Below are 20,885 nucleotides of genomic sequence, written 5' to 3'. Positions count from 1 at the left end.
TAACTATAAGTGCCGATGCCAGACCGGTCAATTTACCGGGCTGTCATGCCGGATTAACCGTGAAATTGATTGCCGTCGTTTAATAGCCGGGCATACAGATGGGCTTAGTCGCTCTGATGATCCGCGTCAGTGCCACTGTCTTCGCCAGGATGCTACGATAGTGAGTCCAACGAATCCCCAACACGCAGGAACACCTTGTTTCATGTCTGATATCGACACTTCCGGCGCCACCCGCGCCGCTGAATTTGAACGCTGGGCCAACGTTTTTACCGCGCACAAGGCGTTCAGTCATCCCTCCGAGCTGCATGGCGTACTGTGTGGTCGACTGGCGGCCGGAGCACGTATGGAAGAGCAGGAATGGCTTGCCATGGTGTGTGAATACATGGGGCTGGCCGAGGCGGCCATGGAAGAGTCTGATGATCTGGCGCCATTCATGTATCACGCCTATGAGCAGACCCTGCAGCAGCTGCAGTCCAGCGACATGGACTTCCACCTGCTTCTGCCGGATGAGGATTACGCCATGGACCAGCGCCTGGAGGCCTTGGTGACCTGGGTTCGTGGGTTCCTTGAAGGCATGGCACTGGCGGCGGGCGAATCCCTGGGTCAGGCTCCGGACGAGATCCGTGAACTGATTGAGGACATGGTGGCCATCAGTCAGTTGTCGGAAGACGAAGAGGCCGACGACGAAAGCGAACAGCAGTTGCTGGAAATCACCGAATACGTGCGTCTGGGTGCCCTGACCGTCTTTACCGAGTTCAACGAGCCGGAAAAACCGGCGAGTAAAGGGCCGACGCTGCACTGATCAGGAGACCGCATGGCTTCAATGATTCCGATGAAAGAATTTGCCGAACGCCGCCGCAAACTGATGGAACGGATGGCGCCGGACAGCATCGCCATTCTCCCGGCCGCGCCCGAGCGGGTTCGCAACCGGGATGTACTGCATCCGTTCCGCCAGGACAGTGATTTCCAATACCTGACCGGCTTTGGCGAGCCCGAAGCAGTACTGGCACTGATTCCCGGGCGCGAGCATGGCGAGGCGGTGCTGTTCTGCAAGGAGCGCAATCCGGAGAAGGAACTGTGGGACGGCTTCCTGGTGGGCCAGGACGGTGCCATTGAACAGTATGGCCTGGACGATGCCTTCCCGATTACCGACATCGACGACATCCTGCCGGGCATGATTGAGGGTCGAAGCCGGGTGTATTACCCCCTGGGCAAAGACCCGGCGTTCGATACCCGGGTAATGGATTGGGTCAAGACTATTCGCAGCAAGGTGCGCGCCGGCGCACACCCACCGGGCGAGTTCGTGGCCCTGGAGCACCTGCTCCATGACCTGCGCCTGTATAAGAGCGCGGCGGAAGTGAAGGTGATGGCGAAGGCTGGCAAGATCAGCGCCGAGGCGCACCGCCGGGCCATGAAACGGGCGCGCCGGGGTGGTTTCGAATACCAGCTGGAAGCCGAGCTGATCCACACCTTCATGGAGCACGGCGCCCGGGATACCGCCTATCCATCGATTGTCGGCAGTGGCGCCAACGCCTGCATCCTGCATTACATCGAGAATTCGGCGCCACTGAAAGAGGGCGACCTGGTACTGATTGATGCCGGCTGTGAGCTGGAGTGCTACGCCTCTGATATTACCCGCACCTTCCCGGTGAGCGGCAAGTTCAGCGACGAACAGAAAGCCCTGTATGAGGTGGTGCTGGCGGCCCAGTACGCTGCCATTGACGCGGTGAAACCGGGTAACCACTGGAACCAGCCCCACGAAGCGGCCCTGAACGTGCTGACCCAGGGCCTGATTGATCTTGGCCTGCTGTCCGGCACCGTGGAAGAGGCCATCGAGGCCGGCGCCTACCGGCCGTTCTTCATGCACCGCACCGGCCACTGGCTGGGCATGGACGTGCATGACGTGGGGGACTACAAGATTGGCGATGCCTGGCGCCAGCTGGAGCCGGGCATGGCCCTGACTGTGGAACCGGGCTTGTATGTGGCCCCGGACAACACCAACGTGGACGAAAAATGGCGGGGCATCGGCATCCGCATCGAAGACGACGTGGTGGTCACCAAGGACGGCTGCCGCATCCTGACCGATGACGTGCCGAAAACCATTTCCGAGATTGAAGCTCTGATGGCGGACTGAGACCGTGAATCAAAACCAGCTGGATACCGATCTGATCATTGCCGGCGGCGGCCTGGCCGGCGCCACGTTGGCCTTGGCGATGGCCCGGGTGGTGCCCGAGTTGCGGGTGACGGTTGTGGAAACCGTGCCGCTGGCTCCGGATGCCCTGCCCGAAGACTACCAGCCCAGTTACGACGCTCGCTCAACGGCACTGGCGTGGGGCTCGCGGCTGATTTTTGAGGAATTGGGACTGTGGTCTGCGGTCTCTGAGCACGCCACCCCGATCCGCCATATCCACGTCTCGGACCGCGGCCATTTTGGCGCCACCCGTTTACACGCGCAGGACCATGGCCAGGAGGCCCTGGGTTACGTGGTGGATAACCGCTGGATGGGGCTTTGCCTGATGCGGGCGCTGCTGGACACCGGGGTAGAATGGCAGGCACCGGCGGAAGTGACCGGGATGACTCCCACCGAGCAGGGTGTCTGCGTGAATGTCCTGAAAGACGGCGAACCGCTGACCCTGACCGGTCAGTGTTTGGTGGTGGCTGATGGTGGTCGTTCCGGCCTGCGGGAAAAGCTCGGTTTCCAGGCCCGGACGGAGGACTATGGCCAGAATGCGTTGATCGCCAATGTCTCCACCGGCGAGTCGCACCAGTTTGTCGCCTACGAACGCTTTACCGATACCGGCCCCATGGCGCTGCTGCCCCACGGATCACCGAAGCAGCCGGGCAACCAGTCGGCGCTGGTCTGGACCCTCAGTGACACCGCTCTGCATGACATATTGTCACTGTCCGATGAGCAGAAGTGCCGCAAGCTGCAGGAGCGCTTTGGCTGGCGGTTGGGGGCCTTTACTCGCATTGGCGAGTGTTACCACTACCCACTCAAGCTCAGCACCGTGGATGAAGCAGTGCGGCCGGGAGTCGCGTTGGTGGGCAACGCTGCTCACGCCCTTCACCCGGTGGCCGGGCAGGGCTTCAACCTGGCGCTGCGGGGCCTGGTCACGCTGGTGGAACAGTTCCGCCAGGGCGTGGACCGGGGCGTGGCCATTGGCAATCTGTCGGTGCTGGGCGAATACCAGCGCCTGCACCGCCAGGACTGGCGCCAGACCGTGCAGTTCTCGGATTCACTGATTCGCCTGTTTGGCCAGCCCCTGGCTCCGGTGACCCTGGCCCGGGATGCGGGCCTGATGGGGCTGGATCTGGTGCCCGGCGCCAAACGCTGGTTCGCCCGCAAGGCCATGGGCACTGGCGGGCGCCGTCCGGTGCTTCCGTTGTCAGCCAATGTCGGGGAGGCCCGTTCGAAATGACCTGTACGTCCAATCTTTCGCACTTTGACGTGGTGATTGCCGGTGGCGGCATGATCGGTTCCGCCGTGGCCCTGGGGCTGGCCCATCAGGGCTGGCAGGTGGCCCTGGTGGAAAGCGAGACCGTCGAGACCCTGTTGCAGCCAGCAAAGCCGGCAGACAACGTCGAGGACTTCGAGCCCCGTGTCAGCGCGATTTCCCTGGCCAGCCAGCGCCTGCTGGAGAGCGTGGGTGCCTGGTCCCGCATTGCGGCGCAGCGGCACTGCGATTACCGGAAAATGACGGTGTGGGATGGCGATGGCACCGGTCGGATTCATTTCGATGCGGCCGAGCTATACGCCACCTCCCTCGGTACCATCATCGAGAATCGTCACATTGTGCGGGGGCTATTCCAGGCCCTGGCGGACAGTTCGGTTACGGTGTTTGACGGCGTGCGTGTCAGCCGTTGGCTTCGGGGTCGGGGCGTGGAGCTGGAGGACCAGCGGGTGATCACCGCCGATCTGGTGGTGGGCGCTGATGGCGGCCATTCGCGCCTGCGCCAGTGGGCCGGACTGGCCACCCGGGAATGGGATTACGATCACCAGGCCATTGTCTGTACCGTCAAAACGGCGCACAGCCATGAGTTTACCGCCTGGCAGCGGTTCTCCCAGACCGGGCCGTTGGCCTTCCTGCCCTTGACCAATGAACAACGCAGCGAGCATTTCTGCTCTATTGTCTGGTCCCAGCAGACCGACGAGGCACGGCGGTTGATGGCGCTGGACGACGATGCGTTCGATGCGGAACTTTCCCGTGCCTTTGAAGGGCAGTTGGGCGAGCTGGAGGCGGTTTCGCGTCGGTTTGCCTTCCCCCTGCGCCAACGCCACGCCAAGGATTACACTGCCGAAGGCCTGGCCCTGGTGGGCGATGCCGCCCATACCATTCACCCGCTGGCCGGCCAGGGCGCCAACCTGGGGTACGGCGATGTCCAGGTGTTGCTGGACGAACTGGCCAAGGCACATAAAGCCGGCCTGCCCGCAGGGGATGCCCTGGTCCTGGCCCGTTATCAGCGTCGTCGCAAGGGCGATAACCTGACCATGATGGCGGCCATGGAGGGCTTCAAACAGTTGTTTGCCCGGGATGAGTTGCCCGTGCGCTGGATGCGCAATGCCGGCATGCGAGTGCTGGACCGGATGGATGGTATCAAGAACAAAGTCGCGGCCATGGCCATGGGAGATCTCTGATGGCGGGTGTTAGCCTGCTTGCCCTGATTGACGATATCGCGACCGTGCTGGACGACATGGCACTGCTGACCAAGGCTGCCACCAAGAAGACGGCTGGGGTGCTGGGCGATGACCTTGCGCTCAACGCGCAGCAGGTGACGGGTGTAAACCCCGCCAGGGAGCTGCCGGTGGTCTGGGCCGTGGCAGTGGGGTCTCTGAAGAACAAGGCAATTCTGGTGCCGGCGGCATTGCTTATCAGTTGGCTGATGCCCTGGTTGATCATCCCTCTACTCATGCTGGGTGGGGCGTTCCTGTGCTACGAAGGTTTCGAGAAAGTGGCCCATCGCGTGCTGCACCGTGACCGGAATGATGGCCATAAAGAGGCTCTTCGGGAAGCGGTAAGGAATCCCGATATAGACCTGAAAGCGTTGGAAAAGGACAAAATCCGGGGCGCGATCCGGACCGACTTCATATTGTCCGCGGAAATTATCGCGATCACGCTGGGAACCATTGCCGGCGCGGCCTTTGGCATGCAGGTGGTTGTCCTGTCGGTGGTTGCCGTGATGGTCACGGTGTTCGTGTACGGGTTGGTGGCTGGTATCGTGAAACTCGATGATCTTGGCCTTTATCTCAGCAAAACATCCAATTCCAATGCCCAGACGTTGGGGCAGGGCCTATTGTCGCTGGCGCCGTACCTGATGAAAGGCCTGTCCATCCTGGGAACCATTGCCATGTTCCTGGTCGGTGGTGGCATCATCAGTCACGGGGTGGGGCCCTTGCACCACCTGATTGAGCGCCTGGCAGGCGCGTTTGACGGGATCGTGGCGGGGTTGGTGTCTATGGCGCTGGATGGCGTTGTTGGGCTGGTTGCCGGTGCGGTACTGGTGTTGGTGCTTACACCTCTGATCGCTTGGTGGCAGCGTTACCGGGCCGGATAAGACCGGTTTTAGCCACAGGCGTCGAACAGCCGGCTGATTAATACCGGCACCGCCGTTTCCACCCGCAGAATGCGTGGCCCCAGATGCACGCTGGTGCATCCGGCTTCCTCCAGTTTACTGACCTCGTACTCCGTGAATCCTCCTTCCGGGCCAATGCACAGAGTGGCTGGTTCAGACAGGTGCACCGGGCAGGGCTCGGCTCGCCCGGGATGGGCGACCAGCGCCCGGGTGCCGGCCAGCAGTTGAGGCAACTCATCTTCCACGAAAGGTTTGAACAGCTTGCGGATGTGTACTTTCGGCATCTGCGTGTCCCGGGCCTGCTCCAGCCCAAGGGTCAGGTTTTCCCTTAAGTGCTCTTCCTGCAGCCACGGCGTCTGCCAGAAGCTCTTTTCCACCTTGTAGCTGTTGATCAGCCAGATGTCCTTCACGCCCAGAGAGGCGCAGGTCTGCAGGACCCGCCGAAGCATCTTTGGGCGGGGCATGGCGAGGATCAGGGTCAGTGGCAGCGGCGCGGGCGGGCTTTGATCCAGGGTGACTCGAAGCTCGGCGTGGGTGTCGGTCAGGCTCAGCACTTCACCTTCGCCCATCAAACCGTTCTCCCGGCCGACCGGGATGCGCCGGCCCTCGGTGGCCCGAAGCACGGTTCTGAGGTGCTCCAGGCGCCTGCCGGTCAACCGTACGTGGTGATTGGCGGTGAAATCTTCATCGCTCAGCAGGGCCAGGTTCATTCGCCGGTTTGCTCGCTCTCGGAGGCTTGTTCAAGGTCGCGCCGCGCGAAGCGGCTGGCCAGGATTCCGAATTCGAACAGAATCCACATGGGCACGGCCAGCAGGGTCTGGGAGATGATGTCCGGCGGGGTCAGCAGCATGCCAATGACGAAGCAGCCCACGATCACGTACGGGCGTTTGGCGGCCAGATTCTCCGGTGTGGTGGCGCCGGTCAGGACCAGCAGAACCGTGGCAATGGGGATCTCGAAGGCCACGCCAAAGGCGAAGAACATCTTCAGTACGAAGTTCAGGTAACTGTTGATGTCGGGTAGCTCGACAATCCCTTCCGGACCAATCGCCGTGAAAAAGCCGAATACCAGCGGGAATACGACGAAGTAGGCAAAGGCTGCGCCGGCGTAGAACAGCAGCACCGAGGTGAACAGCAGTGGGAACGCCAGCCGTTTTTCGTGGGCGTAGAGCCCGGGCGCGATAAAGCTCCAGAGCTGATAGAGAACCACCGGAATGGCAATGAACAGGGCCAGTACCAGGGACAGCTTCAGGGGTGCGAAAAACGGCGAGGTGATGTCGGTGGCGATCATGGTCTGGCCCACCGGCAGCAGCTCGCGCAGCGGCTCGGAGATCAGCAGGTACAGTTCATTGGCAAACGGGTACAGGACGACAAAACATACCGCAACCGCCAATACCATTTTCAGCAGTCGACTACGGAGCTCGAGCAGGTGCTCGATCAATGGCATATCGCCCTGTTCAGGGGGTGTCTGGTGACCGTCTGGGGTGGCGCTCATGAGCGGTTATCCGATGACTTCTCTGACGGGGGCCCGGGTGGCGCATCGTTGCCCTGTTTGCTGGATGGTTTGCCGGATTTGATGATGTGTTCCTGCTTTTCGGCCTCCGCAAGTGCATCCCGGACCGTTTTTTGAACATCCTCAAGGCTGACATCGCCGGCCTTGCGGAGTTCTTCGCGCAGTTCGTCGGCTTTCAGTTGCCGGTCCAGCTCGCTGTTGAACTGGCTGACCATGCGTTTCGCACCGCCAACCCAGCGACCCGCTGCCCGGGCCGCCGTGGGCAGGCGTTCAGGGCCGAGAATCAGCAGGGCGATCACGGCGCAGAGCAGGATCTCTACAAAACCGATATCGAACATTCAGTATGCGCTCAGTCCTGTTTTTCCCGGGATTTCTCCTCGGTTTCGGTACCGGCCTTCCCGGATTTGTTCTCTTCCAGCTGGTCTGGCTTGAACTCGGAATCCTCGTCCTTGGATTTGTTTTCCTCTTCACTCATGGACTTCTTGAATCCACGAACGGCGCCGCCCAGATCGCTGCCCATGTTGCGCAGCTTTTTGGTGCCAAACAACAGCACAACAATGACCAGGATAATCAGAAGTTGCCAGGGACTAATCATGAGCAATCCTCGTTGACTCGTTACAGTTGCAGGCTATTGTACGCCACGGTGGGGGCTTTGAGGAAATCCATCTCGGAGCCGCCATTCGTGGCCTTGTGCGGTGTTGGAACGGCCTGTCCGGGGCGTTCTTATTTGTTGGGCCGGGCGGCTTTTTCTTCCAGGCCGGACAGGTTAAAACGGTTGGCCAGTTCATCCAGCACATCCTGGGGACTCAAGCCCAGGCGTGAGAGCATGACCATGCTGTGGAACCACAGGTCAGCGGTTTCACAGACCAGCTCGCGGGTCTGGCCGGAGTGTTCGGCGTCTTTCGCTGCCAGCAGGGTTTCGGTGCACTCCTCGCCCACTTTTTCCAGGATCTTGTTCAGCCCCTTGGCGTGCAGGCTGGCCACGTAGGATTTCTCCGGGTCGGCCTGTTTGCGCTCTTCCAGGACCTGGGCCAGCTGTTCGAGTACGTCGCTCATGATCGGGTTTCCTCAGTGTTTGCCGTAAATGCTGTCCGGGTCTTTCAAAACGGGGTCGGTGCTGACCCATTCGCCATCCTGTAATGATCGGTAGAAGCAACTGCGCCGACCGGTGTGGCAGGCAATGCCGCCTTTCTGCTCGACTTTCAGCAGGATAACATCGGCATCGCAGTCCAGCCGGATGTCTTTAAGCACCTGCTGGTGGCCCGAGCTTTCGCCCTTGCGCCAGAGCTTGCCCCTTGAGCGGGACCAGTACACGGCTTGATCTTCCTGGACGGTCAGCGCCAGGGACTCCCGGTTCATCCAGGCCATCATCAGGATCTCGCCGGTCTCGGCGTCCTGGGCGATGGCGGGAACCAGGCCGTCTTCAGTCCAGCAGATCTCATCGAGCCACGATGGCTGGTTGTTTTCGGTAGGGGACTCTTGCATGTTTTTGAATCCTGACTATCGGGTGATTTAACGGCCGCCCCGAAGCATGAGGGCGGCGGCAACGGCCAGCAGGGCCCAGCCCCAGGCGGGCATGTTGGCCGCCAGTTGTTGGGTTTCCGCCTGGGTGCTGGCAACGGCAGTCGCGGCCAGCGCGGCGGCGACAAAGCCCCGGCGCCAGCGGCGCTCGCTGCGTTTGTTCTGTTCTTTCATCAGGGCCAGGGCCTTGCGGTTCTGATGCTCGGTGGTGCCGGTGCTGCGCAGGCGCAACAGGGCATCGTGCACCAGTTGTGGCATTTCCGGAGCCTGCTCCAGCCAGGCCGGCAGGTGGCTCTGCAGGGATTTGTACAGGCCGGTGGGGCCAATGCGCTGGCGCATCCACTTTTCCAGGAACGGCTGGGCGGTGCTCCACAGGTCCAGTTCCGGGTACAACTGGCGGCCGAGGCCTTCCACGTTCAGCAGGGTTTTCTGCAGCAGCACCAGTTGCGGCTGGACTTCCATGTTGAAGCGCCGGGCGGTCTGGAACAGTCGCAACAGGAAGTGGCCGAACGAAATGTCTTTCAGCGGGCGCTCGAAAATGGGCTCGCACACCGTGCGGATGGCGGCCTCGAATTCATTCACCCGGGTTTCCGGTGGCACCCAGCCCGAGCGGATGTGTAGCTCGGCCACCTGGCGGTAATCCCGGCGGAAAAAGGCGAGCAGGTTGCGGGCCAGGTAGCTCTGGTCGTCCGGGGCCAGGGTGCCGACGATGCCGAAATCAATGGCGATGTACTTTGGGTCCTCCGGGTTGCTGGCGTCCACGAAGATGTTGCCCGGGTGCATGTCGGCGTGGAAGAAGCTGTCCCGGAACACCTGGGTGAAGAAGATTTCCACGCCTTTCTCGGCCAGTACCTTCATGTTCACGCCAGCGGCTCGCAGGGCGGGCACGTCGGCAATGGGAATGCCCTGGATGCGCTCCATTACCATGACCGACTGGGTGGTGTAGTCCCAGTCAATAAAGGGGATGTAGATCAGCGGTGAGTTCTCGAAGTTGCGGCGCAGTTGGCTGGCGTTGGCGGCCTCGCGCTGCAGGTCCAGCTCGTCGTGGATGGTGGCGTCGTAATCGGCCACCACGTCCACCGGGCGCAGGCGCTTGCCCTCGGACCAGTATTGTTCCAGCAGGCCGGCCATCAGGTACATCAGGGCCAGGTCCTGGTGGATCACCCGCTCGATACCCGGGCGGACCACTTTCACCACGACTTTCTGACCGTTCAGGAGTGTCGCTGCATGCACCTGGGCCACGGAGGCCGAAGCCATCGGGTCGGAGCTGAATTCGGCGAACAGCTCGGATACCGGCGCGCCCAGGGATTGTTCAATGATGCTTCGGGCCTGGTCGCTGGGGAAGGGCGGGACGCGGTCCTGCAGGTTTTTCAGGGCGGCGGCCATGTCGTCCGGCATCAGGTCCCGGCGGGTGGAAAGGATCTGGCCGAATTTGACGAATACTGGCCCGAGTTCTTCCAGGGCCAGGCGCAGGCGATCCCCCCGGCTGACTTTGGGTTTCGGGAACAGGTGCCAGGGCGCCAGCAGGAAAAACAGTTTCAGCGGTGCCGGCAATTCCTCCAACGGCAGGAAGGTGTCGAGCCGGTAGCGGCAGAATACCCAGGCAATTCGAAACAGGCGTCGCAAGCGGTTCACGGCTTCTCCGTTTGGTGGTCGCTGTCGCTGCTACCGAGTTTCGCCAGTTTGGCTTCCAGGGTAGCGGTGCGTTGTTGCAGATCGGCGATGGCCTGGGTCCGGGCAGCGAGTTCGCGCCGGCCGGGCAGGGTCCGGGTTTCCTCGTGGATGTATTCTTCCAGGTTGGCGGTAACGCTGGCCATGGCCTGGCGGCTCCACTGCACGGCATTACGCAGGGCTTTGCCCAGCAGGTGGGCTGGCACATCGCCCAGGTGTCGGGCCATGGCGGCTTCCCAGTCGGGAGCCAGTTGGGCGATGGCGTGTTGCAGTTGAAGGGCTTTGTCCTGGTTACCTTCCACCGTCAGGCGACCATCACGGATCACCCGGGGATCGCCCAGAGCCAGTGAGGCCAAAGCTATCGGGCCACCGATGATGGTTGCGACGGCGTTCTCGCAGGCCTCGTTTTTCACCCGCACCAGCGGCTCGTCAATGCTCAGGGTCACCACCGCCTCCAGCGGTGTTGTAAGCCGAATGCAGACCGGTTGCGCCAGGCTCTGCATCAGCGCGGCGCGGCCTGCCGGGTCCAGCGCCAGGGCCCGGTTCAGTCCGGTCTGGAGGATGGCGGCCAGGTCTGAGCCAAACATCAGGGCTTGATTCCCACGTGCAGGGCCACTACGCCGCCGGTCATATTGTAGTACTTGCAGTTGACCAGGCCGGCGTCTTCCATCATGCCCTTGAGGGTTTCCTGGTCCGGGTGCATGCGAATGGACTCGGCCAGGTACTTGTAGCTTTCGCTGTCGTTGGCGATCAGCTTGCCCATCAGTGGCAGTGCCCGGAAGGAATACTGATCATAGACCTTACTCAGCAACGGATTGGTGGGCTTGGAAAATTCCAGCACCATCAGTTTGCCGCCGGGCTTGAGCACGCGGGCCATGTCGCGCAGCGCCTGGTCCTTGTCGGTCACATTGCGCAGGCCGAAGGCGATGGATACGGCCTGGAAGTTGTTGTCCGGGAACGGCAGGTGTTCGGCGTCGGCCTGCACGTATTCAATGTTGCCGGCGTAGCCACGGTCGGTCAGACGGCTGCGGCCCACCTGCAGCATGGAGGCGTTGATGTCGGCCAACACGACCTGGCCGGAGGGGCCCACCAGATCCGAGAACTTCATGGTCAGATCGCCGGTGCCACCGGCGATGTCCAACACCTTGTGGCCCGGGCGCACACCGGACAGCTCAATGGTGAAGCGCTTCCACAGGCGGTGGATGCCCATGGACATCAAGTCGTTCATGAGGTCGTATTTGCCGGCCACACTGTGAAAAACCTGGGCCACCTGGCCGGCTTTCTGGCTTTTCGGCACGTTTCGGAAGCCGAAGTGGGTGACATCGTCCTGGCCGTTGCCGGGGGTGCCCGGCGTCTGCTGCTCGCTCATGAGGGATGGTCCTGTCAGAATCTGAACCCGTATTCTAACCGCTCGGGGGTTGGCTACAAGTTCAAAGCGACTTTACACTGTAAAACCTTTTTCAAATCACCGAGAAAACTGATCCATGTCTGTCATTGATATCCACCGTACTCATTCCCTCAATAAAGAAGAAGCACGTTCCGCCGCCGAAGGCCTGGCGAAGAATCTGGCCAGTAAATTCGACATGCATTACCACTGGGAGGGCGATTCCCTGAAATTTGAGCGCAGCGGCGTGAAAGGGTTGGTGGATATCGCCGAAACCGATCTGCACATCCGTGTCGAGCTGGGCATGATGTTGCGCCCGTTCAAGCCGAAGATTGAAGAGGAAATCCAGGCTCGGCTGGACCGGGTGATCGCCGCCTGATTTGCCTTTGTTCCCGGCCTCTCTGGTTGTCTCGCTGACCCTACGATTTTTTCATTCACGGTGACGAAATACCGTCTATATTGAAAGGGTTAATGTCTAACGATAACCAGAACAAGAGGTCGGACGCATGATTTACGCACAACCCGGAAAAGAAGGCGCCATCGTTTCATTCAAATCCCGCTATGAAAATTACATTGGTGGTAAGTGGGTGGCCCCGGTCAAGGGCGAATATTTTGAGAACATCACTCCTGTCACCGGTGAGGTGATTTGTGAGATTCCCCGTTCCAGTGCCGAGGATATTGAGCTGGCGCTGGACGCTGCCCACAAGGCTGCCCCGGCGTGGGGCACTACCTCCGCGACCGAGCGTTCCAACATCCTGCTGAAAATTGCCGATCGCATTGAAGCCAACCTGGAACTGCTGGCGGTGGCGGAAACCTGGGACAACGGCAAGGCAGTGCGCGAAACCCTGAACGCCGACATCCCGCTGGCAGCCGACCACTTCCGCTATTTTGCCGGCTGTATTCGCGCCCAGGAGGGCCATACCGGCGAGATTGACCACAACACCGTGGCCTACCATTTCCACGAACCGCTGGGCGTGGTGGGCCAGATCATTCCCTGGAATTTCCCGCTGTTGATGGCGTCCTGGAAGCTGGGCCCCTGCCTGGCAGCCGGCAACTGCACGGTGCTGAAGCCGGCGGAACAGACACCAGCCAGCATCCTGATACTGATGGAACTGATTGGTGATCTGCTGCCGCCGGGTGTGATCAACATTGTTAACGGTTATGGCCCCGAGGCTGGCCAGGCGCTGGCCACCAGTACCCGCATCGCCAAGATTGCCTTTACCGGTTCCACCCCGGTGGGCTCGCACATCCTCAAATGCGCGGCCGACAACATCATTCCCTCCACGGTGGAGCTGGGTGGCAAGTCGCCCAACATCTACTTCTCGGATGTGATGAAGGCCGAGCCGGAATTCGTCGACAAGTGCGTGGAGGGCCTGGTACTGGCGTTCTTCAACCAGGGCGAAGTGTGTACCTGTCCGTCCCGGGCCCTGGTGCAGGAAGACATGTTCGAGGAATTCATGCACAAGGTCGTCCAGCGCACCAAGGCCATCAAGCGCGGTAACCCACTGGATACCGATGTGCAGGTGGGTGCCCAGGCCTCGAAGGAGCAGTTCGACAAGATCATGTCGTACCTGGAAATAGGCAAGCAGGAAGGCGCGGTGGTGCTGACCGGCGGCGACAAGGAAGACCTGGGTGTGGAATTCAATAACGGTTTCTACATTCAGCCCACCCTGTTCAAGGGCGACAACAAAATGCGGGTGTTCCAGGAAGAGATCTTTGGCCCGGTGGTGGGTGTGACCACCTTCAAGACCGAAGCCGAAGCCCTGGCGATTGCCAACGATACCGAGTTTGGCCTGGGCGCCGGCGTATGGACCCGCGACACCAACCTGGCGTACCGCATGGGACGCAATATCCAGGCCGGTCGGGTTTGGATGAACTGTTACCACGCCTATCCGGCCCACGCGGCCTTCGGTGGTTACAAGAAATCCGGCGTGGGGCGGGAAACCCACAAGATGGCGTTGGAGCATTACCAGCAGACCAAGTGCATGCTGGTGAGTTACGACACCAACCCCCTCGGGTTCTTCTGATTTTGCTGATCCTTTACGGGCCCTCCGGGGCCCGTTTTTGGTTGGGTGGCCGATACCCTTGAAACGTGATTGTCTGAATCCATGGTGTCGGTTGATATTGTTTGATAGGGAGGCTGTACTAATTCGTAGTACGGTGAAGAAAATCTTCAGACAGGAGGCACCATGAGCGAATTCAGAACCGAACAGGACAGTCTGGGTGAAGTGAAAGTGCCCAAGAACGCGCTATGGGGCGCACAGACCCAGCGCGCGGTGGATAATTTCCCGGTCAGTGGCCAGCCAATGCCGCCGGCTTTTATCAGCGCGGTTGCGCAGGTGAAGTGCTCGGCAGCCCAGGCGAACAGTGCCCTGGGAATTCTGGACCCGAAACTGCGGGATGCCATTGTTCACGCCTGCCAGCGTATTGTGAATGGCGAGTTCGCTGACCAGTTCCCGGTGGATCGGTACCAGACCGGCTCCGGCACCAGCACCAACATGAACGTGAACGAGGTGGTGGCGTCCATTTGCCGGGAGCAGGGTGTGGAGGTGCACCCGAACGATCACGTCAACATGAGCCAGAGTTCCAACGATGTGATTCCCACAGCGATCCACGTTAGCTCCCTGTTGGCGGTGAAGGAGCAATTACTGCCCGCCATTGATCACCTGCGTGGTGCGATCTACGAGCGTGAAGGCGAACTCAAGAGCCAGGTGAAGACCGGCCGTACTCACCTGATGGACGCTATGCCGGTAACCATGGCGCAGGAGCTGAGAACCTGGCGCGAGCAGCTCGTCGCTGTTGAGCGCCGGCTGGAACAGGTATGCGACGAGCTTGCCGCTGTACCCCAGGGCGGCACAGCCGTGGGCACCGGCGTGAATGCGGACGAGGAATTTGCCGGGCAGTTCATCAAGTTTCTGAAAATCAATACCGGCAAGTCTTTCCGCTCCCTCGGTCACAAGTTCGTCGGGCAGAGCGCCATTGATGGCCCGGTGGCCCTGTCGGCCCAGCTGCGTGGCACGGCCGTGGTGTTGACCAAGATTGCCAACGATCTGCGCTGGATGAACAGTGGCCCAATCCATGGGCTGGCGGAAATCAGTCTGCCGGCGCTGCAGCCGGGTAGCAGTATCATGCCGGGCAAGGTGAACCCGGTGATTCCGGAATCCGTGGCCATGGTGGCCGCCCAGGTTATGGGGCTGGACAGTGCGGTGGCCATTGCCGGGCAGTCGGGTAATTTCCAGCTTAACGTGATGCTGCCGATGGTGGGCGCGAACCTGCTGGAGATGACGTCACTGCTGTCAAACGCCATCAATGTCCTGGCCGATAAGGCCATCACCGGTTTCACCGTGAACGCCGATAACCTGAATGAAGGTGTGGACCGTAACCCGGTACTGGTCACGGCCCTGAATCCGGTGATTGGCTATAACCTGGCCTCGGACATTGCCAAGGAGGCCTATGCCAGTGGCCGGGCGGTGATCGATGTGGCCGAAGAGCGCAGCGACCTCAGCCGCGAGCGCCTGGAGCAGTTGATGGACCCGTTGAAGCTGACCCGCGGCGGGCTGATGGAGTAAGCCTTCCTCGGGAGGCCGAAGGTCTAACAGGGAGAGTGTTGTTTGCTGCTGCCACTGGAGCTGTTTGTCATGCTGGTGCTGGCCAACGGTACGCCGGTGGTGGCAGCCCGGCTGTTCGGTCGTCTGGGCAACTGGCCGGTGGATGGCGGGCGGAGTTGGCGTGATGGCCGGCCCCTGTTTGGCCGTAGCAAAACCTGGCGGGGATTGCTGGCTGGAATCCTGGCCTGCTCTTTGTTCTCGGCGTGGATCGGCCTGGAATGGCTGTTTGGGGCCCTGTTTGGGCTTCTGGCCTTGATGGGAGACCTGCTCAGTAGTTTCGTGAAGCGCCGGCTGGGGTTGAAATCCAGCGCCCGGGCCCTTGGGTTGGATCAGGTGCCCGAGAGCCTGCTGCCCATGCTGCTGGCGTGGAGCTGGTTACCCGTTTCCGGTGGACAGGCGCTGGCCGTGGCGGTGTTGTTCGCGCTGTCGAACATTCTGATCTCACCTTTGCTGTATCGTCTGGGCATTCGCAGCCATCCCCACTGACCCATCAGAACAGAGCGTCTTACTCCGGCCCGCGAGTGAGTGTGTGAATGGTCACTTCCGGTGGGCAGTTCAAACGTACATTCAACACCGACGTTCCCGCCCCGGGCGAGGTGTATCCCTGCATGCCGTTGACCTGCCAGGCTCCTCTGCCCAAGCGACGGGGGCAGCGGGAATCGAGGGTCAGCGGAATGCCGCCGGGCAGGCAGAGTTGTCCGCCGTGGGTGTGGCCGCACAGGAAAATGTCGTGGCCCGCGTGGGCCGCTTCGCGCCAGATCTCCGGGGTATGGCTCAATAGGATGCTGAGCCCGCCAACCGGGATTTCATCGCCAGCCCGGTGCAGGTTGTGCACCTTGTAATAGTGGGCGTCGTCAACACCGGCCAGGTAGATCTGCTCCGTCTCCTTTTGCAGGGGCACCATTTCATTCATCAACAGCCGGTAACCCATATCCTCCATGGCCGGGACCATGCGGACACTGTCGTGATTGCCCAGCACGGCATAGGCCTCACCCCGTATGGCTTCCCGTAACCGTGCCATGCCGTTCAGCGCATCATCCACGGGGCCCCAGGTGTTCTTGCGGTAGTCGCCGGTCAGCACGCAAAGATCGTAGCTTAAAGGCTCTATCTGCCGGATAACGGCCTCCAGGTTTTTTTCGTCCATATCCACATGGAGGTCGGTGAGGTGCAGTATCCGGAAGCCCTCGAAGGCCTCAGGCAAGTCGGGGAGGACAAACCGGTGATGGGTGGTGGTGAGCCTCCGGCTGTTGGCCCGGGCCCGGTCCAGCAGACCCGTGGCCTGCAGGCAAAAGCGGATCAGGCGTGGCGCATTGGCCAGGTTCTCCAGATGGAAGGAGCGATGGTTGCGCCCGAATACCTGGGCTTCGGTTTCCTGCTCAATGCCCAGGCGCTGGCGTGCGTGCACGGGCCCCAGTCGCAGGCTCAGGCGATACTGCAGGGCCTCGTTGTGTGTGTCCGGTGTGCGGGCTTTTGCGGTCATGGTCTAACCCCTGATGCCGAGCGGGAACCGTTAAGCGGCCTCGGTTGTCAGTATGGTATCCTCATTCCACACATGCCAACGCTGGCTCAACCGACGATGGAGGGCTCTATGACTGATGCCTGCAATATTCCGGGTTTGAACGTTCCACGCAGCCGTTTTCCCGTACCCGAACGAGAGCCCTCCGGCAATACTGGCGCTGAGGCGCGGTTGGTGCTGGCTGGCGGCTGTTTCTGGTGCGTGGAGGCGGTTTTCCTGGCTGTTGACGGCGTAACCCAGGTGGTTTCCGGTTATGCCGGAGGGGCTGCGGAGACGGCCAATTACGAAGCCGTTTGCACCGGTACCACCGGGCACGCCGAGGCGGTGGAGGTACGCTACGAGCCCTCGAAAGTCAGCTTTGGTGAATTGCTGCGGGTATTTTTTTCCGTGGCCCATGACCCGACGCAGCTCAACCGGCAGGGTAATGATGTGGGAACACAGTACCGCTCGGCGGTGTTCTACGAAACGCCGGAGCAGAAAGACGTGGTGGCGGCCTATATCGCGCAGTTGAATGAAGCCGGGGTTTTTTCGGACCCGATAGTGACTACCCTGGAGCCACTGACGGCCTTTTATCCGGCCGAAGAGCACCATCAGAACTTCGCCGCCCGCAACCCGTGGCAGCCCTATGTCATGGCAGTGGCCGCGCCGAAAATGGAGAAGCTGGCCAGTACCTGGCCGGAGCAGTTGAAGCCTGAATTCAGCCAGAACGATCCCGACGTGTCGTGAGGAGGTTCCAATGACATTATCCGCTGCCGGTTACGACCTGACACCACTCAGTGAGGCTGAGGTTGCCGAAAAGGCGGCCGACCTGACGCCGGAAGAGCGACGGATCCTGCTGGACCATGGCACTGAGCATCCTTTCTGCGGCACGCTTCTGGACAACAAGCAGACCGGAGATTATCACTGCCGGCTGTGCGACCTGCCGTTGTTCAGTTCCAATGCCAAGTTCGATTCCGGCACGGGTTGGCCCAGCTTCTTTCAGCCATTTGATCCGGACCATATCCGGTACCTGGAAGACAGCAGCCTGGGCATGGCTCGGACGGAGATTCGTTGCCCCCGTTGTGACAGTCACCTGGGGCATGTTTTTCCGGATGGGCCTCCGCCTACCGGCCAGCGCTATTGCCTGAATTCCGTGGCAATGGTGTTCCATCCCAGGGAGCCGCAGTAGTCACCGAAACGCCTGAAGGAGGCCCCATAAGCCTCCCAGGGAATCCCTCAGGCGCCGGTGGAGGCCGCGACCACGGTGTAGAACAGGTAGCCGGTGTAGGCGACGTATACTGCTAACAGGCCGCCGCCGTCGAGCCGGGTGATGGTCCGGCGGCCGCCGGTCAGCCCATAGCCCATGAGCAGCAGGCCAACGGTCAGCGCCAGCATCAGCGTCCAGTCCCGGTAAAGGACTTCAGGGTCAACCTTCAGTGGTTCAATGGCGGCGGCCAGGCCAACCACCGCCAGGGTGTTGAAAATGCCCGAACCGAGGATGTTGCCAAGAATCAGGTCGTGCTCGTTTTTCTTCACCGCAGCAATGGCGGAGGCAAGCTCGGGCAGGGAAGTGCCTATGGCAACGATGGTCAGGCCGATCACCAGATCGCTGACCCCCAGGCTTTGAGCGATAGTGACGGCGCCCCAGACCAGCAGCCTGGAGCTGACAATCAGGAGCACCAGGCCAATCACCAGCCACATGATGGCTGTTTTCAGCGGCATGGGGTGGGCAATGATCTCAGCTTCGGTTTCCCCCCCGAGCGGGTCGCCCTTGCCCTTGATGCCCATGTAGATAGACCAGCCCATCACCGCGGCAAATACCGCCAGCAGTATCCAGCCATCCAGGCGGCTGAGTTCTCCGTCAAGCAGTTGTGCCCCGGCAATCGCGGTCAGAACAATGAGCAGGGGCAGTTCTTTCCGGATGACCTGAGAGTGCACGGCAATCGGGGCGATAATGGCCGTCAGGCCAACAATCAACGCGATATTGGTGATGTTCGAGCCGTAGCCGTTGCCCAGGGCCAGGCCCGGGTTGCCATCGGCGGCGGCCATGGCGGAGACAGCCAGTTCCGGGGCCGAGGTGCCAAAACCAATGATCACCATGCCAATCAGCAGGGTGGGCATGCCCAGGTGCTTGGCGGTGGCGGCGGCGCCCTCGACAAAGCGGTCCGCGCTCCATACCAGCAGAATTAGACCGACGATTATGGCTCCGATCGCCATCAACATAGAAAACCTCACCTTCAATGCGTTGAATGCGCCTGCCCCGGCGGGATCAGGCGGCCCGTAAGATACCGCATGTTCCGTTTGCGGTCAGTACCAGGGGTGTTGTGGATCGTACATAAGCTCTGATCCGGGGGCAGGTTTACCGAGTATCAGACTAAAGTGGCGCTGATATTGTAAACAAAAGTAGGGAGAATTGCGGCAAACCACAATTGTTGGCCCGAAACACATCAGTTAGCAAACGCAATTTAACATTCCCGTCAAAATCTGGATAATTGCGTCCACTTTCAGACCGGGAGCATTCGGCAGCGCCCTTTAACCTCGCGCCCCGCCGGTTCCCGACAGGCCGCCTTGCTGATCGTGGGGTGGCAATAACAGGCTCAACACTAGCTAGGGTGAAAACCAATGGCCGTTAGACAGGCAGACGTAGTGCTGGTCGGCGGGGGCGTCATGAGCGCTACCCTCGGCATGATGCTCAGGCAGCTGGATCCGTCCCTCGACATCGTAATGGTGGAGCGTTTGGACCACGTTGCCCACGAAAGTACCGATGGATGGAACAACGCAGGCACCGGTCATGCCGGCTACTGCGAACTGAACTACACGCCGGAAACCGACGATGGCGATGTGGCCATTGAGCGGGCGCTGAACATCAACGCCCAGTTCGAGCTTTCCTTGCAGCTGTGGTCGTACCTGGTGGAGCAGGGCATTCTGCCCGAGCCCAACAACTTCATTAACCAGACCCCGCACCAGAGTTTTGTCTGGGGTGAGGACAACGTCAAGTTCCTCAAGCGTCGCTGGGAGCGCCTGAAAGCCCATCACCTGTTCCAGGAAATGGAATACACCGAAAGCTTTGAGAAGCTGGAAGAGTGGATGCCGCTGGTGGTTCAGAACCGTGACCACGGCCAGAAAGTGGCTGCAACCCGCATCCAGCACGGCGCCGACGTGGATTTTGGCTCGCTGACTCGCAGCATGGTCAAGTGGCTGGAAACCCAGCCGAACTTCGAACTGATGCTCAACTCCCCGGTGACTTACCTGGACCAGCTGGACAACGGCAGCTGGGCGTTGCGTGTGAAGAACCAGAAGACCGGTGAAACCACCAAGCTGGAAGCCAATTTCGTGTTCCTGGGTGCCGGTGGTGGTGCCCTTCCGCTGCTGCAGAAGTCCGGCATTGATGAGGCCCGCGGCTATGGCGGCTTCCCGGTGAGCGGCCAGTGGCTGGTCTGCCAGAAGCCCGAGATCGTGAAGGCCCACAACTCCAAGGTTTACGGTAAGGCTCCGATTGGTGCACCCCCGATGTCGGTTCCACACCTGGATACCCGTATCATCAACGGCAAACCGGCCCTGCTGTTCGGCCCGTTTGCAGGCTTCACCACTCGTTTCCTGAAGCAGGGTTCCATCTTTGACCTGTTCGGCTCTGTGAAGGCCAACAACCTCAAGCCGATGCTGTCGGTGAGCAAGAACAACATGGACCTGACCCGCTACCTGATCGGCGAAGTGTTCCAGTCTCACAAGGCCCGCGTAAACGCGCTGCGCAACTTCTTCCCGGATGCCAAGGAAGAGGATTGGACGCTGCAGATGGCCGGCCAGCGTGTGCAGATCATCAAGGAAGCCCCGGGTGGCGGTGGCAAGCTTGAGTTCGGCACCGAGATTGTGGCAGCCAAAGATGGTTCCCTGGCAGCCCTGCTGGGTGCGTCTCCGGGTGCTTCCACTGCCGTGAACGCAATGATCGACGTGCTTGAGCGTTGCTTCCCCGAGAAGGTCAAGACCGAGCAGTGGCAGGAGCGCATGCGTGAGCTGGTTCCGTCCTACGGCCAGTCACTGGTAGACGATGCCGAGCTGCTGCACAAGGTACGTGAGAGAACGCTTTCGACTCTCAAGCTGCGGTAATTCTGTAAGTTCCCGGTTGTT

General features: G+C 60.7%; 22 protein-coding genes and 1 pseudogene. 12 read left to right on the top strand and 11 right to left on the bottom strand.

All coding sequences use genetic code 11. The annotated features are described in order from the left end of the window. Positions 1-202 precede the first annotated feature (202 nt). Genes BY454_RS00780 through BY454_RS00760 form a run of 5 tightly spaced genes read left to right on the top strand, consistent with a single transcriptional unit; the run spans position 203 to position 5,553 of the window. Positions 203-802 (top strand): UPF0149 family protein, encoded by a 600-nt coding sequence (locus BY454_RS00780; protein WP_104414722.1) that lies wholly within the window; start codon positions 203-205, stop codon positions 800-802. 12 nt (positions 803-814) lie between these two features. Further along, a complete protein-coding gene (gene pepP / locus BY454_RS00775; protein ID WP_104414721.1) occupies positions 815-2,134 on the top strand; it encodes a Xaa-Pro aminopeptidase in 1,320 nt (439 codons plus the stop codon). 4 nt (positions 2,135-2,138) lie between these two features. Continuing rightward, positions 2,139-3,419, top strand: a complete 1,281-nt coding sequence (ubiH, locus tag BY454_RS00770) for a 2-octaprenyl-6-methoxyphenyl hydroxylase (RefSeq protein ID WP_104414720.1) — start codon at positions 2,139-2,141, stop codon at positions 3,417-3,419. Continuing rightward, positions 3,416-4,636: a UbiH/UbiF/VisC/COQ6 family ubiquinone biosynthesis hydroxylase gene (locus BY454_RS00765; RefSeq protein WP_104414719.1), complete on the top strand. Its 1,221-nt coding sequence runs from the start codon at positions 3,416-3,418 to the stop codon at positions 4,634-4,636. The genes ubiH and BY454_RS00765 overlap by 4 nt, the downstream gene beginning before the upstream one ends. Beyond that, positions 4,636-5,553 (top strand): DUF808 domain-containing protein, encoded by a 918-nt coding sequence (locus BY454_RS00760; RefSeq protein WP_104414718.1) that lies wholly within the window; start codon positions 4,636-4,638, stop codon positions 5,551-5,553. Before BY454_RS00765 ends, BY454_RS00760 begins: the two co-directional genes overlap by 1 nt. A gap of 8 nt (positions 5,554-5,561) precedes the next feature. Here BY454_RS00760 and BY454_RS00755 read toward each other — a convergent pair whose 3' ends face one another. The 9 genes and pseudogenes from BY454_RS00755 to ubiE all read right to left on the bottom strand — a co-directional run bounded on the left by BY454_RS00755 (position 5,562) and on the right by ubiE (position 11,642). Next, on the bottom strand, positions 5,562-6,281 hold the full coding sequence (locus BY454_RS00755) for a 16S rRNA (uracil(1498)-N(3))-methyltransferase (protein WP_104414717.1): 720 nt from the start codon (positions 6,279-6,281) through the stop codon (positions 5,562-5,564). Further along, positions 6,278-7,063, bottom strand: coding sequence for a twin-arginine translocase subunit TatC (gene tatC / locus BY454_RS00750; RefSeq protein WP_104414716.1), 786 nt, complete (start codon positions 7,061-7,063; stop codon positions 6,278-6,280). The genes BY454_RS00755 and tatC overlap by 4 nt, the downstream gene beginning before the upstream one ends. Positions 7,064-7,143: 80 nt before the next feature. Further along, positions 7,144-7,419 (bottom strand): annotated as a pseudogene (gene tatB, locus BY454_RS00745) (Sec-independent protein translocase protein TatB); the annotation flags it as partial. A gap of 11 nt (positions 7,420-7,430) precedes the next feature. Continuing rightward, positions 7,431-7,676 carry a Sec-independent protein translocase subunit TatA gene (tatA, locus tag BY454_RS00740; protein WP_219820586.1) on the bottom strand — a complete coding sequence of 82 codons (246 nt, stop codon included), beginning with the start codon at positions 7,674-7,676 and terminating at the stop codon, positions 7,431-7,433. 128 nt (positions 7,677-7,804) lie between these two features. After that, positions 7,805-8,137 carry a phosphoribosyl-ATP diphosphatase gene (locus tag BY454_RS00735; protein ID WP_104414713.1) on the bottom strand — a complete coding sequence of 111 codons (333 nt, stop codon included), beginning with the start codon at positions 8,135-8,137 and terminating at the stop codon, positions 7,805-7,807. Between the two features lie 12 nt (positions 8,138-8,149). Next, positions 8,150-8,566 carry a phosphoribosyl-AMP cyclohydrolase gene (hisI, locus tag BY454_RS00730; protein WP_104414712.1) on the bottom strand — a complete coding sequence of 139 codons (417 nt, stop codon included), beginning with the start codon at positions 8,564-8,566 and terminating at the stop codon, positions 8,150-8,152. A 27-nt stretch (positions 8,567-8,593) separates the two neighbouring features. Next, the gene (ubiB, locus tag BY454_RS00725; RefSeq protein ID WP_104414711.1) at positions 8,594-10,237 is read right to left on the bottom strand and encodes a ubiquinone biosynthesis regulatory protein kinase UbiB; all 1,644 of its coding nucleotides are present in this window, start codon (positions 10,235-10,237) and stop codon (positions 8,594-8,596) included. After that, positions 10,234-10,860, bottom strand: a complete 627-nt coding sequence (locus BY454_RS00720) for a ubiquinone biosynthesis accessory factor UbiJ (protein ID WP_104414710.1) — start codon at positions 10,858-10,860, stop codon at positions 10,234-10,236. The genes ubiB and BY454_RS00720 overlap by 4 nt, the downstream gene beginning before the upstream one ends. Next, positions 10,860-11,642 carry a bifunctional demethylmenaquinone methyltransferase/2-methoxy-6-polyprenyl-1,4-benzoquinol methylase UbiE gene (gene ubiE, locus BY454_RS00715; RefSeq protein WP_104414709.1) on the bottom strand — a complete coding sequence of 261 codons (783 nt, stop codon included), beginning with the start codon at positions 11,640-11,642 and terminating at the stop codon, positions 10,860-10,862. Before ubiE ends, BY454_RS00720 begins: the two co-directional genes overlap by 1 nt. Positions 11,643-11,757: 115 nt before the next feature. Between ubiE and BY454_RS00710 the strand changes: the two genes are divergently transcribed. The 4 genes from BY454_RS00710 to BY454_RS00695 all read left to right on the top strand — a co-directional run bounded on the left by BY454_RS00710 (position 11,758) and on the right by BY454_RS00695 (position 15,751). Continuing rightward, positions 11,758-12,036 (top strand): polyhydroxyalkanoic acid system family protein, encoded by a 279-nt coding sequence (locus tag BY454_RS00710; protein WP_104414708.1) that lies wholly within the window; start codon positions 11,758-11,760, stop codon positions 12,034-12,036. A gap of 127 nt (positions 12,037-12,163) precedes the next feature. Beyond that, positions 12,164-13,684 (top strand): acetaldehyde dehydrogenase ExaC, encoded by a 1,521-nt coding sequence (gene exaC / locus BY454_RS00705; protein WP_104414707.1) that lies wholly within the window; start codon positions 12,164-12,166, stop codon positions 13,682-13,684. 162 nt (positions 13,685-13,846) lie between these two features. After that, positions 13,847-15,226: a class II fumarate hydratase gene (locus tag BY454_RS00700; RefSeq protein WP_104414706.1), complete on the top strand. Its 1,380-nt coding sequence runs from the start codon at positions 13,847-13,849 to the stop codon at positions 15,224-15,226. A gap of 42 nt (positions 15,227-15,268) precedes the next feature. Beyond that, positions 15,269-15,751 carry a CDP-archaeol synthase gene (locus BY454_RS00695; protein ID WP_104414705.1) on the top strand — a complete coding sequence of 161 codons (483 nt, stop codon included), beginning with the start codon at positions 15,269-15,271 and terminating at the stop codon, positions 15,749-15,751. A 19-nt stretch (positions 15,752-15,770) separates the two neighbouring features. Here the strand turns inward: BY454_RS00695 and BY454_RS00690 are convergent, their stop codons facing one another. Beyond that, positions 15,771-16,745 (bottom strand): metallophosphoesterase, encoded by a 975-nt coding sequence (locus tag BY454_RS00690; protein WP_104414704.1) that lies wholly within the window; start codon positions 16,743-16,745, stop codon positions 15,771-15,773. Between the two features lie 108 nt (positions 16,746-16,853). Here BY454_RS00690 and msrA point away from each other — a divergent pair, with 108 nt between their 5' ends. Both msrA and msrB read left to right on the top strand, forming a co-directional pair. Then, on the top strand, positions 16,854-17,507 hold the full coding sequence (msrA, locus tag BY454_RS00685; RefSeq protein WP_104414703.1) for a peptide-methionine (S)-S-oxide reductase MsrA: 654 nt from the start codon (positions 16,854-16,856) through the stop codon (positions 17,505-17,507). 10 nt (positions 17,508-17,517) lie between these two features. Further along, the gene (gene msrB, locus BY454_RS00680) at positions 17,518-17,949 is read left to right on the top strand and encodes a peptide-methionine (R)-S-oxide reductase MsrB (protein WP_104414702.1); all 432 of its coding nucleotides are present in this window, start codon (positions 17,518-17,520) and stop codon (positions 17,947-17,949) included. 47 nt (positions 17,950-17,996) lie between these two features. Here msrB and BY454_RS00675 read toward each other — a convergent pair whose 3' ends face one another. Next, positions 17,997-18,983, bottom strand: a complete 987-nt coding sequence (locus BY454_RS00675; RefSeq protein ID WP_181049613.1) for a calcium/sodium antiporter — start codon at positions 18,981-18,983, stop codon at positions 17,997-17,999. Positions 18,984-19,382: 399 nt separating this feature from the next. Between BY454_RS00675 and mqo the strand changes: the two genes are divergently transcribed. Next, positions 19,383-20,864, top strand: a complete 1,482-nt coding sequence (mqo, locus tag BY454_RS00670) for a malate dehydrogenase (quinone) (RefSeq protein ID WP_104414701.1) — start codon at positions 19,383-19,385, stop codon at positions 20,862-20,864. The last annotated feature ends 21 nt before the right edge of the window (positions 20,865-20,885 follow it).

This window comes from Marinobacter persicus (genome assembly GCF_002934325.1).
GTDB lineage: Bacteria > Pseudomonadota > Gammaproteobacteria > Pseudomonadales > Oleiphilaceae > Marinobacter > Marinobacter persicus_A.
This window is presented reverse-complemented; position numbering and strand designations above follow the sequence as displayed.